Annotated in this window: 23 protein-coding genes; 22 read left to right on the forward strand and 1 reads right to left on the reverse strand. The window is 28.2% G+C overall.

Features of this window, described 5'->3' with window-relative positions; translation table 11 throughout:
- Window positions 1–75: 75 nt before the first annotated feature.
- The 9 genes from Ccar_RS25435 to Ccar_RS25475 all read left to right on the forward strand — a co-directional run bounded on the left by Ccar_RS25435 (window position 76) and on the right by Ccar_RS25475 (window position 8,336).
- Window positions 76–1,158 (forward strand): 3-dehydroquinate synthase, encoded by a 1,083-nt coding sequence (locus Ccar_RS25435; protein WP_007063850.1) that lies wholly within the window; start codon window positions 76–78, stop codon window positions 1,156–1,158.
- 4 nt (window positions 1,159–1,162) lie between these two features.
- Window positions 1,163–1,855 (forward strand): 5'-methylthioadenosine/adenosylhomocysteine nucleosidase, encoded by a 693-nt coding sequence (locus Ccar_RS25440; RefSeq protein ID WP_007063849.1) that lies wholly within the window; start codon window positions 1,163–1,165, stop codon window positions 1,853–1,855.
- 171 nt (window positions 1,856–2,026) lie between these two features.
- A complete protein-coding gene (locus Ccar_RS25445; protein ID WP_007063848.1) occupies window positions 2,027–2,632 on the forward strand; it encodes a TraR/DksA C4-type zinc finger protein in 606 nt (201 codons plus the stop codon).
- Between the two features lie 69 nt (window positions 2,633–2,701).
- Entirely contained in the window at window positions 2,702–3,148 is a 447-nt protein-coding gene (gene lspA, locus Ccar_RS25450) for a signal peptidase II (protein ID WP_048030484.1), read from the forward strand.
- 2 nt (window positions 3,149–3,150) lie between these two features.
- On the forward strand, window positions 3,151–4,068 hold the full coding sequence (locus Ccar_RS25455; protein ID WP_007063845.1) for an RluA family pseudouridine synthase: 918 nt from the start codon (window positions 3,151–3,153) through the stop codon (window positions 4,066–4,068).
- 156 nt (window positions 4,069–4,224) lie between these two features.
- Window positions 4,225–4,758 carry a bifunctional pyr operon transcriptional regulator/uracil phosphoribosyltransferase PyrR gene (pyrR, locus tag Ccar_RS25460; protein WP_007063844.1) on the forward strand — a complete coding sequence of 178 codons (534 nt, stop codon included), beginning with the start codon at window positions 4,225–4,227 and terminating at the stop codon, window positions 4,756–4,758.
- Window positions 4,759–4,816: 58 nt separating this feature from the next.
- The gene (gene uraA / locus Ccar_RS25465) at window positions 4,817–6,154 is read left to right on the forward strand and encodes a uracil permease (RefSeq protein ID WP_007063843.1); all 1,338 of its coding nucleotides are present in this window, start codon (window positions 4,817–4,819) and stop codon (window positions 6,152–6,154) included.
- Between the two features lie 66 nt (window positions 6,155–6,220).
- Window positions 6,221–7,087 (forward strand): N-acetylmuramoyl-L-alanine amidase family protein, encoded by an 867-nt coding sequence (locus Ccar_RS25470; RefSeq protein ID WP_007064777.1) that lies wholly within the window; start codon window positions 6,221–6,223, stop codon window positions 7,085–7,087.
- Between the two features lie 97 nt (window positions 7,088–7,184).
- A complete protein-coding gene (locus Ccar_RS25475) occupies window positions 7,185–8,336 on the forward strand; it encodes a THUMP domain-containing class I SAM-dependent RNA methyltransferase (protein ID WP_007063841.1) in 1,152 nt (383 codons plus the stop codon).
- Window positions 8,337–8,380: 44 nt separating this feature from the next.
- On the opposite strand, the gene Ccar_RS25480 is transcribed toward Ccar_RS25475, so the two are convergent.
- Window positions 8,381–10,117, reverse strand: coding sequence for an Rqc2 family fibronectin-binding protein (locus tag Ccar_RS25480; protein WP_048030486.1), 1,737 nt, complete (start codon window positions 10,115–10,117; stop codon window positions 8,381–8,383).
- Between the two features lie 258 nt (window positions 10,118–10,375).
- Here Ccar_RS25480 and dapF point away from each other — a divergent pair, with 258 nt between their 5' ends.
- The 13 genes from dapF to Ccar_RS25545 all read left to right on the forward strand — a co-directional run bounded on the left by dapF (window position 10,376) and on the right by Ccar_RS25545 (window position 20,329).
- The gene (dapF, locus tag Ccar_RS25485; protein WP_007064775.1) at window positions 10,376–11,197 is read left to right on the forward strand and encodes a diaminopimelate epimerase; all 822 of its coding nucleotides are present in this window, start codon (window positions 10,376–10,378) and stop codon (window positions 11,195–11,197) included.
- Window positions 11,198–12,277, forward strand: a complete 1,080-nt coding sequence (locus Ccar_RS25490) for a hypothetical protein (protein WP_007060044.1) — start codon at window positions 11,198–11,200, stop codon at window positions 12,275–12,277. It abuts the gene before it with no gap.
- 110 nt (window positions 12,278–12,387) lie between these two features.
- The gene (locus Ccar_RS25495) at window positions 12,388–13,893 is read left to right on the forward strand and encodes a GspE/PulE family protein (RefSeq protein ID WP_048030488.1); all 1,506 of its coding nucleotides are present in this window, start codon (window positions 12,388–12,390) and stop codon (window positions 13,891–13,893) included.
- A 108-nt stretch (window positions 13,894–14,001) separates the two neighbouring features.
- The gene (locus Ccar_RS25500) at window positions 14,002–15,111 is read left to right on the forward strand and encodes a type II secretion system F family protein (protein ID WP_007060041.1); all 1,110 of its coding nucleotides are present in this window, start codon (window positions 14,002–14,004) and stop codon (window positions 15,109–15,111) included.
- 27 nt (window positions 15,112–15,138) lie between these two features.
- A complete protein-coding gene (locus Ccar_RS25505) occupies window positions 15,139–15,531 on the forward strand; it encodes a type II secretion system protein (RefSeq protein WP_007064773.1) in 393 nt (130 codons plus the stop codon).
- A 65-nt stretch (window positions 15,532–15,596) separates the two neighbouring features.
- The gene (locus Ccar_RS25510) at window positions 15,597–16,067 is read left to right on the forward strand and encodes a pilus assembly FimT family protein (RefSeq protein ID WP_007060039.1); all 471 of its coding nucleotides are present in this window, start codon (window positions 15,597–15,599) and stop codon (window positions 16,065–16,067) included.
- Window positions 16,027–16,473, forward strand: coding sequence for a type II secretion system protein (locus tag Ccar_RS25515; protein ID WP_007060038.1), 447 nt, complete (start codon window positions 16,027–16,029; stop codon window positions 16,471–16,473). Before Ccar_RS25510 ends, Ccar_RS25515 begins: the two co-directional genes overlap by 41 nt.
- Window positions 16,442–16,942 (forward strand): prepilin-type N-terminal cleavage/methylation domain-containing protein, encoded by a 501-nt coding sequence (locus Ccar_RS25520; RefSeq protein WP_007060037.1) that lies wholly within the window; start codon window positions 16,442–16,444, stop codon window positions 16,940–16,942. The genes Ccar_RS25515 and Ccar_RS25520 overlap by 32 nt, the downstream gene beginning before the upstream one ends.
- Before the next feature lie 89 nt (window positions 16,943–17,031).
- Window positions 17,032–17,322, forward strand: coding sequence for a hypothetical protein (locus tag Ccar_RS25525; protein WP_156184601.1), 291 nt, complete (start codon window positions 17,032–17,034; stop codon window positions 17,320–17,322).
- Between the two features lie 43 nt (window positions 17,323–17,365).
- Entirely contained in the window at window positions 17,366–18,124 is a 759-nt protein-coding gene (locus Ccar_RS25530) for a hypothetical protein (RefSeq protein ID WP_007060035.1), read from the forward strand.
- Window positions 18,125–18,607: a hypothetical protein gene (locus Ccar_RS25535; protein WP_007060034.1), complete on the forward strand. Its 483-nt coding sequence runs from the start codon at window positions 18,125–18,127 to the stop codon at window positions 18,605–18,607.
- 18 nt (window positions 18,608–18,625) lie between these two features.
- Entirely contained in the window at window positions 18,626–19,039 is a 414-nt protein-coding gene (locus tag Ccar_RS25540; protein WP_007060033.1) for a hypothetical protein, read from the forward strand.
- A 213-nt stretch (window positions 19,040–19,252) separates the two neighbouring features.
- On the forward strand, window positions 19,253–20,329 hold the full coding sequence (locus Ccar_RS25545; protein ID WP_007060032.1) for a M24 family metallopeptidase: 1,077 nt from the start codon (window positions 19,253–19,255) through the stop codon (window positions 20,327–20,329).
- Window positions 20,330–20,383 lie beyond the last annotated feature (54 nt).

Genomic DNA, 20,383 nt, shown 5'->3' on the forward strand with positions numbered 1-20,383 from the left:
CTATTTAAATAGAAACATTGCATATATGGTATAATATAGATATGATTTAAGCTTAAAATAGAGGTGGTGAAATGGATGAAGGAGATAATTGTTGACACAGTAGATAAAAAGTATAGTGTTTACATAGATAATAATATTAATAAGTTTCATACCTTATTTGAAAAAAACAGAATTAAGATAAGTGAAAAAATATTTATTGTTACAGATAGGTTAGTATATGAATTGTATAAAGATATAATAGAGCATATTAAGTCAGAAAATAATTGTAAAATTTTTTGCATTGCTCAAGGGGAAAAGGAAAAAAATATTTATACCATACAAAATTTATATGATTTTCTTTTGGAAAACGATGCTAATAAAAATAGTACTATTATAGCCTTTGGAGGAGGAACTGTTGGAGATTTAGCGGGTTTTGTTGCATCAACGTATATGGGAGGAATAAAACTTGTAAATGTACCAACAACGCTATTATCTCAAGTTGATAGTTGTATAGGTGGAAAAGTAAGATTTAACTATGGAAATGTTAAAGATTTAATAGGAAATTTTTATAACCCTATATTTGTATATGTATGTACTAGATTTTTAAAAACATTAAGTAATAAAGAATTTAAAAATGGTTTGGGTGAAGTTGTTAAATATGGAGTAATTGGTGATGTAGAGTTATTAAATTTTATAAATTTGAACTATAAATATATACTAGAAAGAGAAAATGACAAATTAGGTCATATAGTAAAAGAATGTTTAAGAATAAAATCAGAAGTATTATTTGGAGAGTGTAGAAACAAAGGGTTAACAAATGTATTAGATTTTGGTCATATTATAGCATATGGAATAGAAATGTCATCTAAATTTACAGTATCATATGGAGAAGCAGTAGGTCTTGGAATGCTTGTTTCTATAAAGTTATCTCAGAATAAATTTAATATACCTTTAGATACATATGGTAAAGTAGAAAGTATATTAAAAAAGCTTAGTATGCCTGTAAAGTATAAAGTTGACAATTATTCTTCATTTATGTATGCTATTAACCATGATAAGAAAAATAACGATAAATTAAAATTTGTGCTTTTAGAGGATAATGAAAGGTGCAAAGCAAAAGTAGAGGTCAGTGAGGAAGAAATTAAGATGGCCTTAAAAGAAAGTATAAACAGGGGGTAAAAAGATGGTAATAGGAATAATCGGAGCTATGGATGAAGAGTTAGAAATTTTGTTAAAGGAAATGAAGTTAGATAGGAAAGAAATAAAAGCCAATATGCTCTTTAATTCAGGAAAAATTTATAATCAAGAAGTAGTAGTTGTTAGAAGTGGTATTGGTAAAGTAAATGCAGCTATATGTACTCAAATATTAATAGATGATTTTCAAGTAGATAAGGTGATAAATGTTGGCATAGCAGGAGGTATTGGAAAAGATGTATACCCAGGTGATATAGTTATAGCTAATAATCTTGTTCAACATGATATGGATACTTCAGCTTTTGGAGATCCTGTAGGTCAAGTTCCAAGATTGGATGCCTTTGATTTTAAATGCGATACTGATCTTATAGATAAAGCTAAAGCAGCTTGCAAAAATATTGAGAAAAGCAATAGCTTTATTGGAAGGATAGTAACAGGAGATCAATTTATTTCTGATACGCAGAAGATAAAGTGGTTGAATGAAAAATTTGAGGCACTAGCTTGTGAAATGGAAGGCGGAAGTATTGCACAGGTATGCTATTTAAATAACATACCTTTTGTAGTTATAAGATCCATATCTGACAATGCTAATAATGGAGCACATATGGATTATGAGAAGTTTGCGCCAATAGCTATAAAAAACTCAACAGATATTTTAAAAAGTATGCTTATGAATATGTAAATTGATTTTTGTATGAAAAAGTTGTATTTAAAATATAATTTCTAAAAAACAATTTTATGAAATTGATTTGATTCCATAATTATTTCCATAACTGCAGAATAAATAAAATATTTTTAGTAAAAATAAAATTAGGTTATTTTTACTCTATAATGAGAAAGGAGTTCTGGGGTTATGAATAATGAAAGATTGGAGCATTTTAGAAAAAAGTTGGAATTAGAAAAAAAGAGGGTATATAGTTTATTAAAGCAAATGGAGGAAAATGAAACTATTAATTCTAATGCTGAATTAGCTACAGAGTTATCTTTTTATGATAATCATCCTTCAGATATTGCTACTGAAATTTTTGATAAGGAAAGAGGAATAGCCTTTAAAGGCAATGAGTTGTCTATTATAAAAAAAATAGAGAATTCACTTTCAAACATAGATAAAGGTACTTATGGGAAGTGCAGTATATGTGGTAAGGATATAAAAGAAGAAAGATTAGAATTTATTCCTTATACAGATCATTGTGTGGAATGTCAAAAATCGCTTAGTAATTCTTATTCAGATGAAAAAAGAAATACACCTATAGAAAAGCAAGAACCTGGTTATCCTTTTGGATATGGATATAACGACCGCAGAGATGAAGTAGGCTTTGATGCAGAAGATAGTTACCAAGCTGTGGCAAGATTTAATAGAATAAAAAATGTAATAGATGTATATAGTGATGAAGATGAGGATTATGTGGAACCAATAGAAAGAATAAGCAATGAACAGTATAAGAACCAATTACCGTAGTAATTGAAATGGAAAAGTTAACGAGAAGTTTCTTGTTAACTTTTCCTAAGCTTTAAAAGGGGGATGCAAATGGAATTACTAATAATAATTTTGGGATTGATATTGGATAGAGTTACAAAGTTATGGGCTCTTAAAGAGTTATCAAATACCTCCGGAATAGTTGTAATAAAAGACTTTTTTGGACTTTTTTATTTAGAAAACAGAGGAGCTGCCTTTGGTATTTTGCAAAATAAGGTAGTTTTTTTAAGTATAGTTACATTTATTGTTATGGCAGGTATAGTTTATTACATTATAAAATATAAACCTACTTCAAAATTACTTAGAATAAGTTTGGCACTTATAATAAGTGGAGCTATAGGCAATTTAATAGATAGAACCTATTATAAGTATGTAGTAGATTTTTTAACTTTACATTATAAAGATGTATACTATTTCCCTACCTTCAATGTGGCTGATGTTTTAGTAGTAACAGGAACCTTTTTATTAGCAATTTATTTAATAAAGGAAGATAAGTAAGTATGGAAACTAGAGAATTTATTATAGATGAAAATTCAGTGAATACTAGGTTGGATTTATTTTTATCAGAAAGAATGGAGGATAAATCTAGATCTTACATACAAGGGCTTATAGAAAAGTCACAAGTAAAAGTAAACGGAATTTTAAAAAAGAGTAATTACAAGTTGAAGATAAAAGATAAAATACTTATTACTATACCTGATCCTGTTGGACTGGATATAGAACCTGAAGATATCCCATTAGATATAGTTTATGAAGATAGTGATGTCATTGTAGTGAATAAACCACAGGGTATGGTGGTTCATCCAGCTTCAGGGGTTTATACTGGTACATTGGTCAATGCTCTTTTAAATCATTGCAGTGATCTATCTGGCATAAATGGAGTAACAAGACCTGGAATAGTACATAGAATAGATAAGGATACCTCAGGTATATTAGTGGTTGCTAAAAATGATAAATCTCATAATAAGTTAGCAGAGCAACTTAAGGATCATTCTATGACTAGAGCCTATACAGCATTAGTTGAAGGAATTTTAAAAGAAGATGAAGGTACTATAGATAAACCTTTAGGAAGACATCCTGTAGAAAGAATAAAAATATCGGTGATTAAGGATGGTAAAAGAGCAGTAACTCACTATAGGGTATTGGAAAGATTTAAAAGTAATACTCTTGTAGAATGTGTATTGGAAACGGGGAGAACACACCAGATAAGAGTACATATGGCTTATATAGGACATCCTTTAGTAGGAGATCCAGTTTATGGTTATAAAAAACAAAAGTTTAACTTGAATGGACAAATGCTTCATGCTAAAAAGCTAGGTTTTATACATCCTAGCACAAATGAATATATTGAATTTACGTCTGATTTGCCAGATTACTTTAAAAAAGTATTAAATGTTTTAAAAAATGAATTGAAATAAAAAAAGTATTATGTTATCATAATTAAGATATATAAAAAATTAATAGTGTACCTTTAAGACGATCCTGTGAGATCATAAGGCAAAAGCTGTATGTGTATAATTATGCTCATGATCTTCGTCATGAGTTTTTTTATTAGGTAAATAGGGGGGATTTTTGTGAAAACTAAAGCAGTTGTTTTAGATGATAAAGGCATAAAGAGAACTTTAACTAGAATATCTCATGAAATAGTAGAAAAAAACAAAGGAGTAGAGAATATTATTCTTGTAGGTATTAAAAGAAGAGGGTATCCTATAGCTCAAAGAATCTCAAAAATAATAGAGCAGATTGAAGGAGTAAAAATTCCTGTGGAAACTGTTGATATTACTCTTTATAGAGATGATTTAAGTAAGTTATATGATCAACCTAAATTAAAAGATGCGGATTTAATTGATGTAGAAGGTAAAAAAGTAATATTAGTAGATGACGTAATATACACAGGAAGAACAGTTAGAGCTGCTATTGATGCTGTTATACATGCTGGAAGACCTGAATTGATACAACTTGCTGTATTAATAGATAGAGGACATAGAGAACTTCCAATAAGGTCTGATTATGTGGGAAAAAATATACCTACTTCTAGAAACGAGGTAGTATCAGTTCAAATTTCTGAAATAGATGGAGCTGATATTGTAAAAATTGATGAATTATAAAAATTAAATAAATCATAATTTTAAATTAGTCCAGTGAGGCTAAAAAAGGAGAGTTTAAATGAAAAACATTGTAGATGTAGAAGAAAAATTACCTATAGGAATTACTATTCCTTTGAGTTTTCAACACCTTTTTGCTATGGTAGGAGCTACCATACTTGTTCCTATTCTTACAGGAATGAGTCCATCTATTGCTCTTTTCTGTAGTGGTGTAGGTACGCTTCTTTATATAATTTGTACTAAAGCAAAGCTTCCAGCATATATAGGTTCATCCTTTGCATTTATAGCACCTATGATGGTGGCTTCTAAGAATTATGGACCAGAAGCTATGCTTTCAGGTGTTTTAGCTGCAGGAATGGTTTATATTATAGTATCCATTATAATTAAATTTTGTGGAGTGAATTGGCTTAATAAAGCGTTACCTCCAGTAGTTGTTGGATCTATAGTTATAGTTATAGGTTTAGGATTGGCAGCAACTGCTATAAATTGGGCAGGCTTAAATTCAGCTTATGCAGATGCATCACTACAAAGTGTACCAAGATGGGCATGGATTACAGTATCTATGATCACATTAGGTGTAGGGATAATTGGAAGCATGTATTTTAAAGGCTTCTTAGGAGTAATACCAGTACTTGTAGCTATAGTAGTAGGATATATAGCAGCATTATGTTTAGGAATCATACCTCATAAAGCTGTAGAGGCAATAGTTAGTGCTAAATTGTTTAGACTGCCTCCTTTTATGACACCTAAATTTAATTTAAGCGCTATGATGCTTATGGCTCCTGTATCGTTTGTAACTTTAGCAGAACATATAGGACATGTGTATGTTACTAATAATGTAGTTGGAAGAGATTTCACTAAAGAACCAGGTCTTCATAGATCAATTTTAGGTGATGGTGTAGCTACTATATTTGCAGGACTTGTTGGAGGACCTCCAAACACAACTTATGGAGAAAATATAGGAGTTATGGCTATAACAAAGGTATATAGTGTTTGGGTAATTGGTGGAGCTGCAATAATAGCAATAATACTTTCTTTTATAGGACCTGTAGCTGCAATAATTGAAAATATGCCACTTCCAGTTATTGGTGGTGTAAGTATATTACTCTTTGGTATAATAGCTTCATCAGGATTTAGAATATTTGTTGAAGATAAAATTGATTTTGGTAAAAAGAAAAACTTATTGTTAGCATCAGTTATTATAGTAATAGGAATAGGTGGAGCAGCAGTTAAATTTAAATTCAATGGAGCAGATGTAGAAATAGCAGGGGTAGCATTAGCTACCTTAGTAGGAATTGTATTAAACTTAATATTGCCTGAGACAAGTGCAACTGAAGAGGTTGAAGTACAAGATGATTTCAAAGATGATTTAGAATCTAAGTCAATCAAAGCTGTATAATATATACCAGGTACTGTATTACTTTACAGATACCTGGTATAATTTTTTTAAGGAGATGATAAGTTAATGAAAAAAAATGTAGGTTTTATAGTTGGATTAGTATTAGTTGTTGTGATTTCAATAGCCGGATTTGTTGTATATAAATCTCACAGCTCTATGGTTAAAACTAAAAGTGCAGCTGCACCAGTAGAAAATAAAGTAAGTACTAAGCAAGTTAAATCAAATAACAATAATAGCAATAGTGCAAGTAATAATGTTGAAAAAACTAAAAGTTCTGCTCCAGTTACAAATAGTTCTCCAGAGGTAAAGAAAAAGATAATAGTAATAGATCCTGGGCATGCTGATAGATCTAATTTAGAAAAGGAGCCTTTGTCACCTGGTTCGTCAGAAATGAAAATAAAGGATGGTGGAGGAGCTGAAGGTGTAGCCACTAAAACTCCGGAATATAGCGTAAATATGAGTGTATCAATGAAGTTAAAAGCTTTATTGGAATCGGAAGGGTATACAGTAAAAATGACTAAAACAAAAAGTTCGGAGAGTTTAGGCAATGTAGAAAGAGCAGAAGTAGGAAATAAGGAAAATGCAGATTTAGTTATAAGGATACATGCTGATTCAAGTGATAGTAGTAAAGTTAGCGGAGCATCAATGCTGGTTCCTGAACCTATAAATGAAAACACTAGAAATATAAATGAAAAAAGTATGTATTATGGAAAGACAATTTTAAATACTTTAGTAAGTGAAGTTGGTATGAATAATAGAGGCGTTGTACAAAGAAATGACATGACAGGGTTTAACTGGTCAAAGGTGCCTGTAGTTTTAGTGGAAATGGGATTTTTATCTAACCCACAGGAAGATAAATTATTATGCTCAGATGAATATCAAAATAAACTAGCACAAGGATTATGCCATGGAATTAAAGCAGCAGTTAAATAATCCTTTTAAAAATTATTGATTATGAGTATAATTATGTTTGGTATGAATTTATTTTGATAAAATAGATAATAAATATAAATATACTTGGAGGAAAAATATGAATTATACACTAATTGCTACAGCAACTTTTGGATTAGAAGCTATAGTAGCAAATGAATTAAAAGAACTTGGATATTATGATTTAAAAGTTGAAAATGGAAAAGTAACTTTTGAAGGTGATGAACGAGATATAGTAACTTGCAATATGTGGCTTAGAACTGCAGATAGAGTATTAATAAGAATGTCAGAATTTAAAGCTCAAAGCTTTGAAGAGTTATTTCAAGGTACTTTAGCAGTAGAGTGGGGAAAGCTCATGCCAAAGGATGCTTTTATGCATGTAGTTGGCAAGTCTGTGAAATCTACATTATTTAGCGTTCCAGATTGTCAATCTATAGTGAAAAAGGCAGTAGTAGAAGCTATGAAAAGGGAACACAACACAGAATGGTTTAGTGAAGATGGTGTCGAATATAAAATAGAAGTTGGAATTCTTAAAGATATAGTTACATTGACATTAGATACATCTGGTGCTGGACTTCATAAAAGAGGCTATAGGGCACTTGCAGGTGGAGCACCTATGAAGGAAACATTAGCAGCAGCTTTAGTACTTTTAAGTAAGTGGGACCCTTCTAGAATTCTTGCAGATCCTATGTGTGGATCAGGTACTATAGCCATTGAAGCTGCTCTTATAGGTAAAAATATAGCACCTGGATTAAATAGAAGTTTTGTTTCTGAAAACTGGGATATAATTCCTAAGAATATATGGGAAGAGAATAGGAAATTTGCACGAAATGCTATAAACAATAATGAAGTTAAAATATTAGCTTCAGATATAGATGGCAGTGTAATTAGAATAGCTAGACAAAATGCTGAGAAAGCTGGAGTAGCGGATTTCATAGAGTTTCAAAAAATTCCAGTACAGGAGTTTAGCTCAAAAAAAAGATATGGGTTTATAATATGTAATCCCCCATATGGAGAAAGATTAGGAAATGAAAAGCAAATAGAACAGCTTTATAAGCAAATGGGTGAAGTTTTTCAAAATTTAAAGGATTGGTCTTACTTTGTAATAACTTCTCATCCCGAATTTGAAAAGCATTTTGGATTAAAAGCTAATAAAAATAGAAAGCTTTATAATGGAAGAATAAAATGCTATTATTATCAGTATTTTGGAGCAAAGCCAGAAAATCAGAAAAAGTTTAATACAACGAAATAAGTATAATGCGAAGCAAAGCTTCGCATTATTTTTATCTTGTAAATTTATTGCAGTTGCTGTATAGGTGGTTTTTCAGGATCTATAAAAATAGTTTTATTAGTATAGTAGATTACCATTCCTGGCTTTGAACCATTAGGTTTATGCACATTTTTAACTTCAGTGTAATCCACAGCCACTTTTGTAGAATCTTTAGATTTGCTATAGAAAGCAGCTAATTTAGCAGCTTCTTCTAAAGTTTTATCTGGTATATTCCCAAAATTTTTTATTATTACATGTGAGCCAGGAATATTTTTAGTATGCATCCACATATCTCTTTTATCTGCAAATTTTAATGTTAGGTAATCATTTTGAAAATTATTTTTACCTACATATATTTCAATTCCATCACTAGATATAAATTTCATAGGCTTTAAAGGTTTTACTTTTTTGTTATTGTGATTTTTCTTGAATCTAAGGTATCCAGTTTCCATTAACTCTCTTTTAATTTCTTCTATACTTTCATAATCTTCTGAGTTCTTTATGTTAGTTAATACAGATTGTAGATAATCTACATCTTTTTTTGTGAGTTCTAACTGTATTTTAGAAGCTTCTTCAGTTTTTTTGAGTTTGTTATATTTTTTAAAATAGTGCTGAATATTTTGAGAAGGAGTTTTGTTCACATCTAGCTTAATATCCACATAATCCATATTTTCATCATAATAGTTCTGAAGCTTTGCAACTTTATCTCCCTTTTTAAGACTATAAATATTAGCTGTTAAAATTTCGCCGTATATTTTATATTTATCCCTGTTTTGGCATTCAGTAAGGGAATTTTCTAGTATATCTATTTTCTTATAACATCTTTCTAAATTTACATTTATAAGCTTTTGTAAATCGGAACTTTTGCCGTTTAGTCTATCATGTTTATCTTTAGAAAAATAAAATTCTTCTAAAAGTACTGAAGGTGAAGAATAAGTTTTTTGTGAATATTCTTTAAGTGAGAGTAGATTTTCACAGTAAAAATCCTTCACGACTCCATTTAACGAATAGGACGCAAAATAGTAATTATCTTGTTTTATATTATCAAAAACTCTTCTAGTTAAATCATATATACTAGATAGATTTGCTTCAGAAAACTCTTTTTTTTCATTAACAAATTCATAAAAAATTTCATTAGAGAATTGAGAACTAACTCCTGTAAATACCTTAGAAAAAAAGCTTTTTTCATATTTTACATTGTTTTTTTCTACGAAAGCTTTAAATTCATCTATAGTATAATTGAAAGGACTTAGTTTTGGAGAATTAGGAGGCAGTACATATTTAATACCAGGATATAAAAATCTTATAGTATTTATTTCTGGTGTAATATGTTTTATACTGTCCATAATAAATTGATCTCTATCACGAACTAATGTTATGTTACTGTGCCTTCCCATAATTTCTATAGCTAAAGTGTAGATACTGTTAAATCCTAATTCATCAGTACTTTCAAAGTCCAGAAAAATTACCCTATCTGTATCTAACTGTCTTATATTCACTAATCTCCCAGTGTTTATATGTTTTCTCAAAACCATGCAGAATAATGGAGGCTGCATAGGATTTGTTTTAGATAATTGGGTAAGATGAATTTTAGGATAAACAGAACTAGCACTTATTAAAAGTTTGTAAGTTTTTCTCTGATTTTTTATAGACAAAATTATTTCATCTTTTTCAGGTTGATTTACCTTTTCAACTCTTCCATTTAATAAATATTTTTTTAACTCACCTATTACACTATGTATAAAAATACCATCCAAGGCCATATATTATCATCCTCTCTGCAAGCTAAATTAGTTAATTGATATATACTCATATATATCTATAGTATTATATCATTTTGAAATTTTAAAATAAAGGTTGTGTATGCTTGGTAAATGATACAAAATGTTAATAAAACAACTTCTTAATAAATTATTGCTAAATTTAGTTTCTAGTAGTAAACTTATTTTGAAGTTTATTCATTTATTAAGAATATATTAAAATCACAAGTTATTTTATGATAAGAAGGGTGGATAATTATAGTGAAATTTACGAAAATGCAAGGAACGGGAAATGATTTTATAGTAATAGATGATAGAAAAAATAGTTTTTTAGGTAAAGAAGGAGAATTAGCTAAAAAACTTTGTGATAGAAAGTTTGCCATAGGTGCAGATGGAATATTATTAGTGAGAAACAGTGATGTTGCACAAATAAAAATGATTATAATGAATGCAGATGGTTCTTATGCTTCCATGTGTGGAAATGGTATAAGATGTTTTGCTAAATATGTGTGGGATGAAGATATAGTAAAGGGAGAATCTATAACTATAGAAACAGGTGATGGTGTAAAAGAAGCTATTTTGCACTTAGAAAACCATAGTATAAAGGAAGTAACTATTAATATGGGTACACCTTCTTTTGAAGTGGAAAAAATACCTGCAAGGTTTAATGAAGAAGTTATAAATAAGAGAATAAAAGTAGAAAAGAAAGAGTATAATATAACAAGCATGCTCATGGGAGTTCCTCATACAATTATATTTGGAAAACTTGAAGATTATAATGTAGAGGAAGGAAAGGCTATAGAAAAATCTGAGTTCTTTCCAGATGGTACAAATGTTAATTTTTGTGAAGTAGTAAGCAGCAATAAAGTTAAAGTGAAAACCTGGGAAAGAGGAGCAGGTCCTACTTTAGCTTGTGGCACAGGAAGCTGTGCTTCTGTTATAGCTGCCAACAAATTATCGCTTACTGATGGAAGTGTAGAAGTTCAAGTACCAGGTGGAAAGCTCTTCATAGAAATAAAGAAAAATGGAATTTTTATGACGGGTCCTGCAGTAGTTTCTTTTAAAGGGGAATATGAATTGTAAATGAAATCTTTTTTAAAATCTGTAATTTTAATTATTACATTTTTAATAAGCTTAACTTTTGTTTCATGTGGCATAAAAAAAGAGCAAAAGGTGGAAGAAAATAATGTACCCAACTATTCAGAAGTTACTGTATTGGAAAATAGTAATGGTAACTTTAATGCTTTCAAAATAGATGATAAAGCTCTGGCAAGTGTTGGGAGCACTACAGGTAATGTTATCGACATGGCTTATAATGTTAAAAATTCAGTTTATGTACACTCTATAAGTGTGCCAAATGGTGAAAATTCCAGTAAAAACATTATAGATATAAATTCATTAGGAAAAAAACTTCAGTTGAAAGATTTTTATTCTGCACTGGATTTAAAACTAAACAATAATGGAAATAAGCTGGCTTTTAGGTCGTTTAAAAGCAATTCGCTAAGTAGTGCAGAGGGAATGAAAGTATATGATATAAAAAATAATAAATATTTAAAATTAAAATCAAAAGTTTTGGTTTCAGGTAAACTTTATGAATGGATAGATGAAAATAAAATAATCTATTATGGAAGTGTAGAGGGAGAAAAAAATTCACAAAAGATATATATGTATGATTTTAATAAGGATAAAGAGGAAGTTTATTTAGATGATATAAGTGGAAATTGTGTATATTTTGCTCCTATGAAAAATGGTATTTTAATTTTAAGCAGCAAGGCAGATAGTGAGCAGTTGTATTATTATGATATAGAAAGTAAAACTGCTAAAAGTATAGCTGCTAATTTAACAGAAATATATAAAACTGTTACAAATTATAAGAATGAAGAAATCTTTATTTTAGGGACTGAAGGCGGTCAAACAAATGCGTTATATGTGTTTTCTTATAAAGATTTAAGTCTAAAAAGACTTACTTATGATTTTCCTAAAAATTTGGATGTGTCAGCTGGCTTAGCAATAGACAGTAATGATAATATATACTTTTGTGGTATGGAAAATTTAGAACAAAGCATCAAAAAAGATGTCTATATGTATAGTGAAAAAGAAAATTCTGTGAATTTAATATCTGCAGAACAAGGTAATTATAGCGTTTATGGTAGTGTAAAATAAAGTAAGAGGCATATGATTTAATCATATGCCTCTTTTGTGTTTAAAAATAACTTACCTGGTTATAATTTCAAGTAACAATATGATAAATGGAGGCTTAAAATAATTTAATTATGAGTAATGAAGAGTTAGAATATATTGATTTAGAAAGTATAAACATTCAAGATGAAATGGTAAAGAAAATACCAGAAAATATTGCTAGAGAAAATTGTTTAATAGCTGTTAAAGAACAGGAGCAATGTCTGTATATTGTAATTAATAAAGATCCAGATATTTTATTAAAAGATGAGCTGAAATTTATAAGTAATAGGGACGTAAAATTTTTTTATGGAGATAAAAATAAAATAGTAGATGCAATAAATACTTATTACTGTAAGTGCAGTGTAGAGAAGGCTATAAAGACTATTAAGATAGAAAAAAAGTTTCACGACGTAAAAAACGGATATGAATTTACAAATGATGAAAGTTTACAGGAAGCACCAGTAGTTAAAATTATTAATTCTATAATAAATATGGCTATATCTGAAAAAGCTAGTGACATTCATTTAGAACCATTTCAAAGCGATGTTTTAGTAAGATTCAGAATAGATGGTATTATAAGCTGCTTTACAAGAATACCCAAGGATATATATCCACTTGTGTGTACAAGATTTAAAATAATGGCTTCTATGGATATTTCAGAAAAGAGGGTACCTCAGGATGGCAAAATTAAGTATGTTTATGAAAATAAAAATTATGATTTTAGAATTTCAACACTTCCCACTATATTAGGAGAAAAAATAGTTATAAGAATATTGTATAAATCTGAGGATATAAAGGTTTTAGATTCCTTAGGATTTTTAAAAAATGATGTTGAAGCTATAAAAAACATGCTGAAAAATTCCCACGGGATAATTTTAATAACTGGACCAACAGGTAGTGGAAAATCCACTACATTATATTCTATGCTTGATACTTTAAATAAAGAGGAAAAAAATATTACAAGTATAGAAGATCCTGTAGAGTGTATTATGGATAATATAAATCAAGTTAAAGTAAATAATAAGGTAGGCCTTAGCTTTGCACAAGGTCTTAAAAGTATACTTAGACAGGATCCAGATGTGATAATGGTTGGAGAAATAAGAGATGAAGAAACAGCACATATAGCTATAAGAGCAGCAATAACAGGCCACTTAGTTTTAAGTACTTTACATACTAATAGTGCTGTTGAATCGGTACTTAGACTTTTAGAAATGGGAATCCCCTCATATTTTATAGAGGATGCTTTAATTGGAGTTATATCACAAAGGTTGGTAAGAAAGATTTGTCCATACTGTCGAAAGTCTTACTATGCATCAGAAGCTGAAAAAAAGTATTTAAATTTAAATTCTGATGATAAATTATATCGTGGAACAGGATGTTATAAGTGCAGAGGTACTGGTTATAAAGGTAGAACAGTGGTATATGAAATAGTAGACTTTAAAGTATTAAAAGATATTAATGTTATAAATAAGAAATATATTGAACATATTGATAACTATAATTTAAATAAATATATAACATCAATAAAGGATAATTGCATAGAGCTTATAAAAAGTGGAATAACAACCTATGATGAGCTTATGAGAAAAAATCTTTAAAAGGCAAAGGGGGAGGATATTATATTTATTAATTATAGAGCTATAAATATAAATGGAGATAAAATTAAAGGAAAATATAAAACTGAAAGTGTAGAAGATTTAAGTAATATGCTTAGAGAAAAGGGGTACTTTTTATTAAAATATAGAATTAATAAAAAGCTGTTAAATAAAGTATTTATTCAAAGGGTAAATTTACAAGATATAAGTATATTGTGCAATAATTTAAGTCAAATGATAGCATCAGGGCTTTCAGTATCAGAAATTTTTAATATAGTTTGTACTCAAAATAGAAAGTTAGTAATAACTGAAAGTATGTATCAGATACAGAAAAATATTGAAAGAGGAGAAACACTATATGAAAGTATAAAAAAGTTTTCTCATATATATCCTTTATTCATGATAGAAATGATTAAAGTGGGTGAGGAATCAGGAAAACTAGAAATAGTATTTAAATATTTATCAGAATATTATGATAAAAGGTATAAAATATTTAATAAAATAAAATCTGCAATATCATATCCAATAATGGTTTTAATTACATCTATAGCAGTAATTATATTTTTAATGATGAAAATAGTACCGGAATTTGCAGGCATTCTTTCTAGTGCAGGAGGAAGTATTCCAATTTTAACATCTACAATTTTATGGATTTTTGCTTTTTTAAAGGATAAATTTTTTATTATAAATTTAATATTAATTACAGCTGTCTTTATTTTTTATAAATTTAGTAGAACTTATAAGGGAAAAGAGTATTTTGATAATTTGAAGCTAAGATTACCAGTCATAGGTGGTATTTACAGCAAATTTTTGCTTCATGAGTTTAGTAAATCTCTGGCCATACTTATCTCTTCTGGTATTCCAATAATAAAATCCTTAAATATATGTTTAAGTACAGTACAAAATAAAGTTTTAGAAAATAAGATAATTAATTGCACTGAAGATATAAAGAAAGGGGAGAGTATGTATTTTTCTTTCAAAAAACAAGGCATAGGAGATCCCACTTTCCTAAATTTATTAAATATTGGTGAAGAATGTGGCGACATAGAAGGTATTTTATTTAAAATATCAAATATTTTTGAATGCGAAGTTGAAGATAGCTTAAAGAAAATAGTAAATTTTATAGAGCCTGTAACAATATTGATTTTAGCTGCTTTTATAGGAGTTTTTGTAGTAGGTGCTCTTCTTCCAATATTTAATATTATGGATTCAATAGGTTAAAACAGAAAGATTTTGGAGGGATAAAACATGAAGAATTTTCACAAATGTAAGGGTTTTACATTAATAGAACTTATGTTGGTTATAACAATAATTTTAATATTAATGGGTTTTTTAGTACCTAAGGTTTCAGCATATCAAGAAAAGGCTAGAAATGCTAAGGCTATAAATACTGCAAAACAAATAGAAACTGCAGCCATGGCTAGCTATGGTAATAATGATAGTAAGTTTAGTAAAGAGGATGTAATAAAAACTGTACAAGAACTTACTTCAGCAGAAAATGTTGATGCGGGTACTGTAACTGATGAAAGTGCTAATATTACCTATAAAAGTGATGGTAAGAATTGTTCTGTAGAAATAAATGCAAGCGAAAATACATATATAGTGAAATGTGGAGATAAGCAAGTGTTTCCTAAAAATTAGTTCGAAGATATAAAGTTAAAATTTTAAAATATTAACAATAAATTTAAATGAAGGCTTGTAAAATTATGATTAAAAATAAATGGAAATCAAAAGGATTTACACTGATAGAATTAATGTTGGTTCTTACAATAATTTCAATATTGCTAAGTTACAGTTTTATAAATTTAACAGGTGTAAACACATTGCAAAATGATATTGAAGCTGAGACTTTCGGAAATGTAATGGTGAATTTCATCAATAATTCAAGAGAATATTGTAGAGACAATAATATTAGAGGATATATATATTTGGATGAAGATAGACGTGAATTAACTTTAAATTGTGGCTTGGAAGAGATTCATAAAATGCAATTACCTGATAAATTTATTTTAGCTATAGGGAAAAAAGGCAGGAAAATGGAAATAAGTGATAAAGGTAAGATTATAGACTCTTGCACTATTAGGTTTAAAGATAGGAGGAATAATCACCGCATAACTGTGTGTGTGGGAACTACTTATGTTGATTTTAAAGAAGAAAAAGGGATTTACTCTCATTGAAGTATTATGTGCTATTACCTTATTTTCAACTTTATTTATTACATGCTTAAGAACAGAATTAAATGCTTTAACTTTGGAAAAGTATAATCAAAGTATGAAGAAATACTTGGTGTGTATGGAGTATATAAAAAATAACATGATCTACAATTTTAATTATAATGATATACAGAATTTAAAAGATCAAGGAAGATATTATTGCTCAATAAATACAGAGGAATTGGATAATATTAAAGGAGAAAATTTGAGTAAATTGTTTACAAAAAGTAAACCAGGAAATAAGCCTTATATGGTGATGAGCATAGATGGAGAGAAGGTTTATAAAGTTAATTTAAAATTGTATGTTCAAATTCTTAATAAAGAAAGGATTATGGAGTGTGAATTCTATAAAGGAAAATATAAAAAATAAAATATATGTAAAAAAAGGATTTACATTAATAGAACTTATGTTGGTGGTTTCAATAATAGGGATAATAACATCTGTTCAGGCAGTTGTTATGTTGAAGTATATGAAAATTCATAGACAGGAGATAAACTCTATTAGAGAAGCATTCTATATAAATGAAGCTTTTACCATAATTCAGCATGAAATAGATAATGAAGGGTATGTAAAAATAAAAAATAATAATGTAATTGTAATAACAAGAAAAAATGGAGGAGGATTTAATTATATAAGGACAAACAGGAATTCAGACATAATAGTAAGTTATTATTCAGAGTATTATTCTACAACAAATAATATACTAAAGAACGTTAAGAATTTTAAAGTTGAAAAAGATAGACATGTACTTTATGTATCCATAGAAACTAAGAAAGGCAATGTGTATAGAAGATGTTTTCCATTAAAAAGAGAAGAAGATCAAAAGGGTTCATCCTAATATATGTAATGTTCATAGTTAGTTTTTGTATTTTTATAGCTTTAAATTGTTTTAAGTCGGAAGTTTTAATAAGACAAAATAATTTAAGTATGGAAAAGAAAATATTAAAGGTTGATCCTACTCAAAAAATTAGAGAATATATGCTTACTGATTTAGATGAGTTGTTATATAAAGATGTTAAAATGATAACAAATGATGAAATAAAGAACTATTTAAGCTCTAAGACAGATTCAATAGTTCAATATGATAATTCCTGTATTAAATATGATAAAGATGATTATTTAGTAGTTAAGTATTATGTGAATAATAAGTTTTATAAAGAAGAGTATTATAAATGTAAAGTAGAAAATAACTTTATTTTTTATAAGTTTATAAATTAAAGTTTAATTATTCTTTTGAAAAAGGAGTTGGATTGAAAGAATTATGAAAAGTGGTATATTGCAAATTAATGAAAAAGGATTAATATATAAGGACATTATGAGTAAAAATCTTATAAGTAAAATAAAAGAAGGTAAGTGGAAAGAAAGCTTAGGTATAGAAGGTAAAAATATAGATGATATTAAAATTGATTTTCACAGCAGAAATATTTTTATTATAGTACAGGGAGAGCAAATATATGTAAAGCTTATAGAGATACCAAAGGTAAGCAAGAGAAAACTTAATTCTATTATTAAAGCAGAACTTAAATATCATTTTAAAAATATAGATATAGACAGCATAATGTTTACATATGATGTGTTTAAAGATAATGGGAAAAGCTTGGAGGTAATTGTATTTTGTTTAAACTGGGATAAGAATAATATTATAGAAAAATGTGTAGAAAAAGGTGCTAGCATAAAAGGGGTGTACCCTATACAATTTTGTATTTTAAATAATTATAAAAAATTAATTAAGGAACGTGAATATGTTCTTACTTTTTTATATGACAATAAACTTTATCTTTTGGCTTGTATAGATGGAAAGATATTGTCTAATAGTGTTATTCAAGATTTTGATAAAGATAATTTTGGGATAATTATGGACAAATTTAAAGAAAAATGTGAAGCAACCGGTCTAATTAGAAACTTAAAAAATGTATTTTTTCTAAATTTACCTTATCAAGACATAGTACAAACACTTTCTAAAAAATATAATTGTAATGACCTTGGAACTATATGTAAAGATAAGCTGGAGGTAATATAAGTGAATTGTGGACGCTTTTTACCTAATTGGTATTTGGAAAAAATAAAAATAAAGAAATTAAAAATTTTAAAGATATTTATTATTATGTTTTTTATTGTAGATTTAATACTTATAGATATGATAATGATAAATAGAAGTAAGATAAATACTATAAATGATGAAACTAATGAAAAAATTATTTTGTTAAAAGCAAATGCTGATGAAAAAGCTAAATTACATAGCAGCAATACTGAAACTTTAAATACATTTTTAAAATTTGAAGAGGATGTTTATAAAAATATTGATTTTAAAAGTTTAAATATAGAAAAAAGAAATATAGACATTAAATTTAATATAAATCCAGTAGATTTTGCAGCATTTATAAAAAAAATCGAAGATGCAAATAAATTTAATATAACATATGTTAATGATTCACATAAAGATAATAGTCCATCAGCCAGGAGTGACGATAATTCGTCAGAAATAAGGTTACAGTTGAAATAATAGGAAGGAATTGGAACTATGAATAAGGAAGAAAAATATAAAGTTATATTAATTATGTGTTTTATATTTTTTATAACATTGTTAATCAAAAACTATTTTTTAATTAATAAAAGAATAGAATGTAATACAAAATTAACCAATTTAGAACAGGTGGAAAAAAATAAACAAGTAACTTATAAGAGAATTAAATGCAGCGATGTTATCAAGCTTTTACAGGATCAACAGGATGCAAGGGTAATTGAAATTGACAACAAAAAAGATGATAAAGCATCAATAGTTAAAGTAGAAAGTAATTGGGATGTTGAAAAAACAAAAAATATGCTGAAAAAAATACAAAATAGAAATGGATTTATTGATGTAAGTAATTTGCTTATAGAAAAAGATGCTGAAAATAAAATAGTTACTGAAATAAATATGAAATTTGCAAAATAGAATTAAATTCAGTAATGCATAAAAAGCAAATATAAACATTTAATAGTATTTGCAAATAATCACAAGTTTTGATAAAATAACATTGTCCACCAAGGCTTATTGTATTCAATAAATTTAAATAATATATGATAAGAAAATAAGTGAATAATATTATAAAAATTAGATAAATTAGTAATATATTATACTTTAATTGAATTGTAGAGGGGAATTAATATGTTTGAAAAGAGAATAGGGGAACTTAGAAAATTAATGACTGAAAAAGGTATGGATGCTGTTCTTTTAGTTGGGGATTGTAATAGAAACTATTTAAGTGGTTTTACAGGAAATGAAAGTTTTTCAGTAATAACTAATGATAAAGCATTTTTTATTACAGACTCACGATTTACAGAACAAGCAAGGCAGCAAGTTAAAGATTATGAAGTGGTTCAGTATAATAAAGGTACTTCTTTTCATGACTTTTTAGGTGAATTAGTTAAAAATAATAATATTAAAAAGCTTGGATTCGAAGAGGATATAATTTCAGTTGCTACTTATAATATATATAAGTCTAAAGTTCAATGTGAGTTGGTTCCTATGGAAGGAATGGTTGAAAAAATAAGACTTGTAAAGGATGAATCAGAATTACAGTTAATAAAAAAAGCAGCAGAAATTGCGGATAAAGCTTTTGATCATATGCTTAAATTCATAAAAGTAGGAATGACAGAAAGAGAGATAGGTCTTGAACTTGAATTTTATATGAAAAAGTTAGGAGCTTCAGATTTATCGTTTCCTTCAATTGTAGCATCCGGTGTTAGATCAAGTTTACCTCATGGAGAAGCTACAGAAAAAGTAGTTAACAAAGGTGAATTTTTGACTCTTGATTATGGATGTATTTATAAAGGGTATTGCTCTGATATGACAAGAACTATAGTTATTGGAGAACCTTCGGAAAAAATGATAGAAGTGTATAATGTAGTATTGGAAGCACAGGAAAGAGCTTTGAAGGCTTATAAACCTGAGGTACCTGCTATTGAAGTGGATGGAGTTGCAAGAGGATACATAACAGAAAAGGGTTATGGAGATTATTTTGGACACAGTCTTGGACATGGAGTTGGAAGACAAATTCATGAGGCACCTGTAGTTGGATATAGAAATGCTCAAAAGTTAAAATCAGGAATGGTAGTTACAGATGAGCCAGGAATATATATACCAGGATTTGGTGGTGTTAGAATAGAGGATTTACTTGTGATTACTGAAAGTGGATCAGAAGTATTATCAAAATCAACAAAGAAACTTATATGCATAGATTAGCCGTATATAATTACCTGAAAGGGTTATAATATAAAAATGATTAATAAATTTTGG

This window comes from Clostridium carboxidivorans P7 (genome assembly GCF_001038625.1).
Taxonomy (GTDB): Bacteria; Bacillota; Clostridia; order Clostridiales; family Clostridiaceae; genus Clostridium_AM; species Clostridium_AM carboxidivorans.

Bases quoted from the DNA above. Each gene is read 5' to 3' on its own strand.
- lspA (WP_048030484.1), top strand. From the start codon at position 2,702: ATGGAATTACTAATAATAATTTTGGGATTGATATTGGATAGAGTTACA.
- Ccar_RS25455 (WP_007063845.1), top strand. From the start codon at position 3,151: ATGGAAACTAGAGAATTTATTATAGATGAAAATTCAGTGAATACTAGG.
- Ccar_RS25470 (WP_007064777.1), top strand. From the start codon at position 6,221: ATGAAAAAAAATGTAGGTTTTATAGTTGGATTAGTATTAGTTGTTGTG.
- Ccar_RS25540 (WP_007060033.1), top strand. From the start codon at position 18,626: ATGAATAAGGAAGAAAAATATAAAGTTATATTAATTATGTGTTTTATA.
- Ccar_RS25495 (WP_048030488.1), top strand. From the start codon at position 12,388: ATGAGTAATGAAGAGTTAGAATATATTGATTTAGAAAGTATAAACATT.
- Ccar_RS25440 (WP_007063849.1), top strand. From the start codon at position 1,163: ATGGTAATAGGAATAATCGGAGCTATGGATGAAGAGTTAGAAATTTTG.
- Ccar_RS25480 (WP_048030486.1), bottom strand. From the start codon at position 10,117: ATGGCCTTGGATGGTATTTTTATACATAGTGTAATAGGTGAGTTAAAA.
- Ccar_RS25515 (WP_007060038.1), top strand. From the start codon at position 16,027: ATGTTGATTTTAAAGAAGAAAAAGGGATTTACTCTCATTGAAGTATTA.
- Ccar_RS25445 (WP_007063848.1), top strand. From the start codon at position 2,027: ATGAATAATGAAAGATTGGAGCATTTTAGAAAAAAGTTGGAATTAGAA.
- Ccar_RS25505 (WP_007064773.1), top strand. From the start codon at position 15,139: ATGAAGAATTTTCACAAATGTAAGGGTTTTACATTAATAGAACTTATG.
- uraA (WP_007063843.1), top strand. From the start codon at position 4,817: ATGAAAAACATTGTAGATGTAGAAGAAAAATTACCTATAGGAATTACT.
- Ccar_RS25490 (WP_007060044.1), top strand. From the start codon at position 11,198: ATGAAATCTTTTTTAAAATCTGTAATTTTAATTATTACATTTTTAATA.
- Ccar_RS25525 (WP_156184601.1), top strand. From the start codon at position 17,032: ATGGAAAAGAAAATATTAAAGGTTGATCCTACTCAAAAAATTAGAGAA.
- Ccar_RS25435 (WP_007063850.1), top strand. From the start codon at position 76: ATGAAGGAGATAATTGTTGACACAGTAGATAAAAAGTATAGTGTTTAC.
- Ccar_RS25510 (WP_007060039.1), top strand. From the start codon at position 15,597: ATGATTAAAAATAAATGGAAATCAAAAGGATTTACACTGATAGAATTA.
- Ccar_RS25545 (WP_007060032.1), top strand. From the start codon at position 19,253: ATGTTTGAAAAGAGAATAGGGGAACTTAGAAAATTAATGACTGAAAAA.
- Ccar_RS25500 (WP_007060041.1), top strand. From the start codon at position 14,002: ATGCTTAGAGAAAAGGGGTACTTTTTATTAAAATATAGAATTAATAAA.
- Ccar_RS25530 (WP_007060035.1), top strand. From the start codon at position 17,366: ATGAAAAGTGGTATATTGCAAATTAATGAAAAAGGATTAATATATAAG.
- Ccar_RS25475 (WP_007063841.1), top strand. From the start codon at position 7,185: ATGAATTATACACTAATTGCTACAGCAACTTTTGGATTAGAAGCTATA.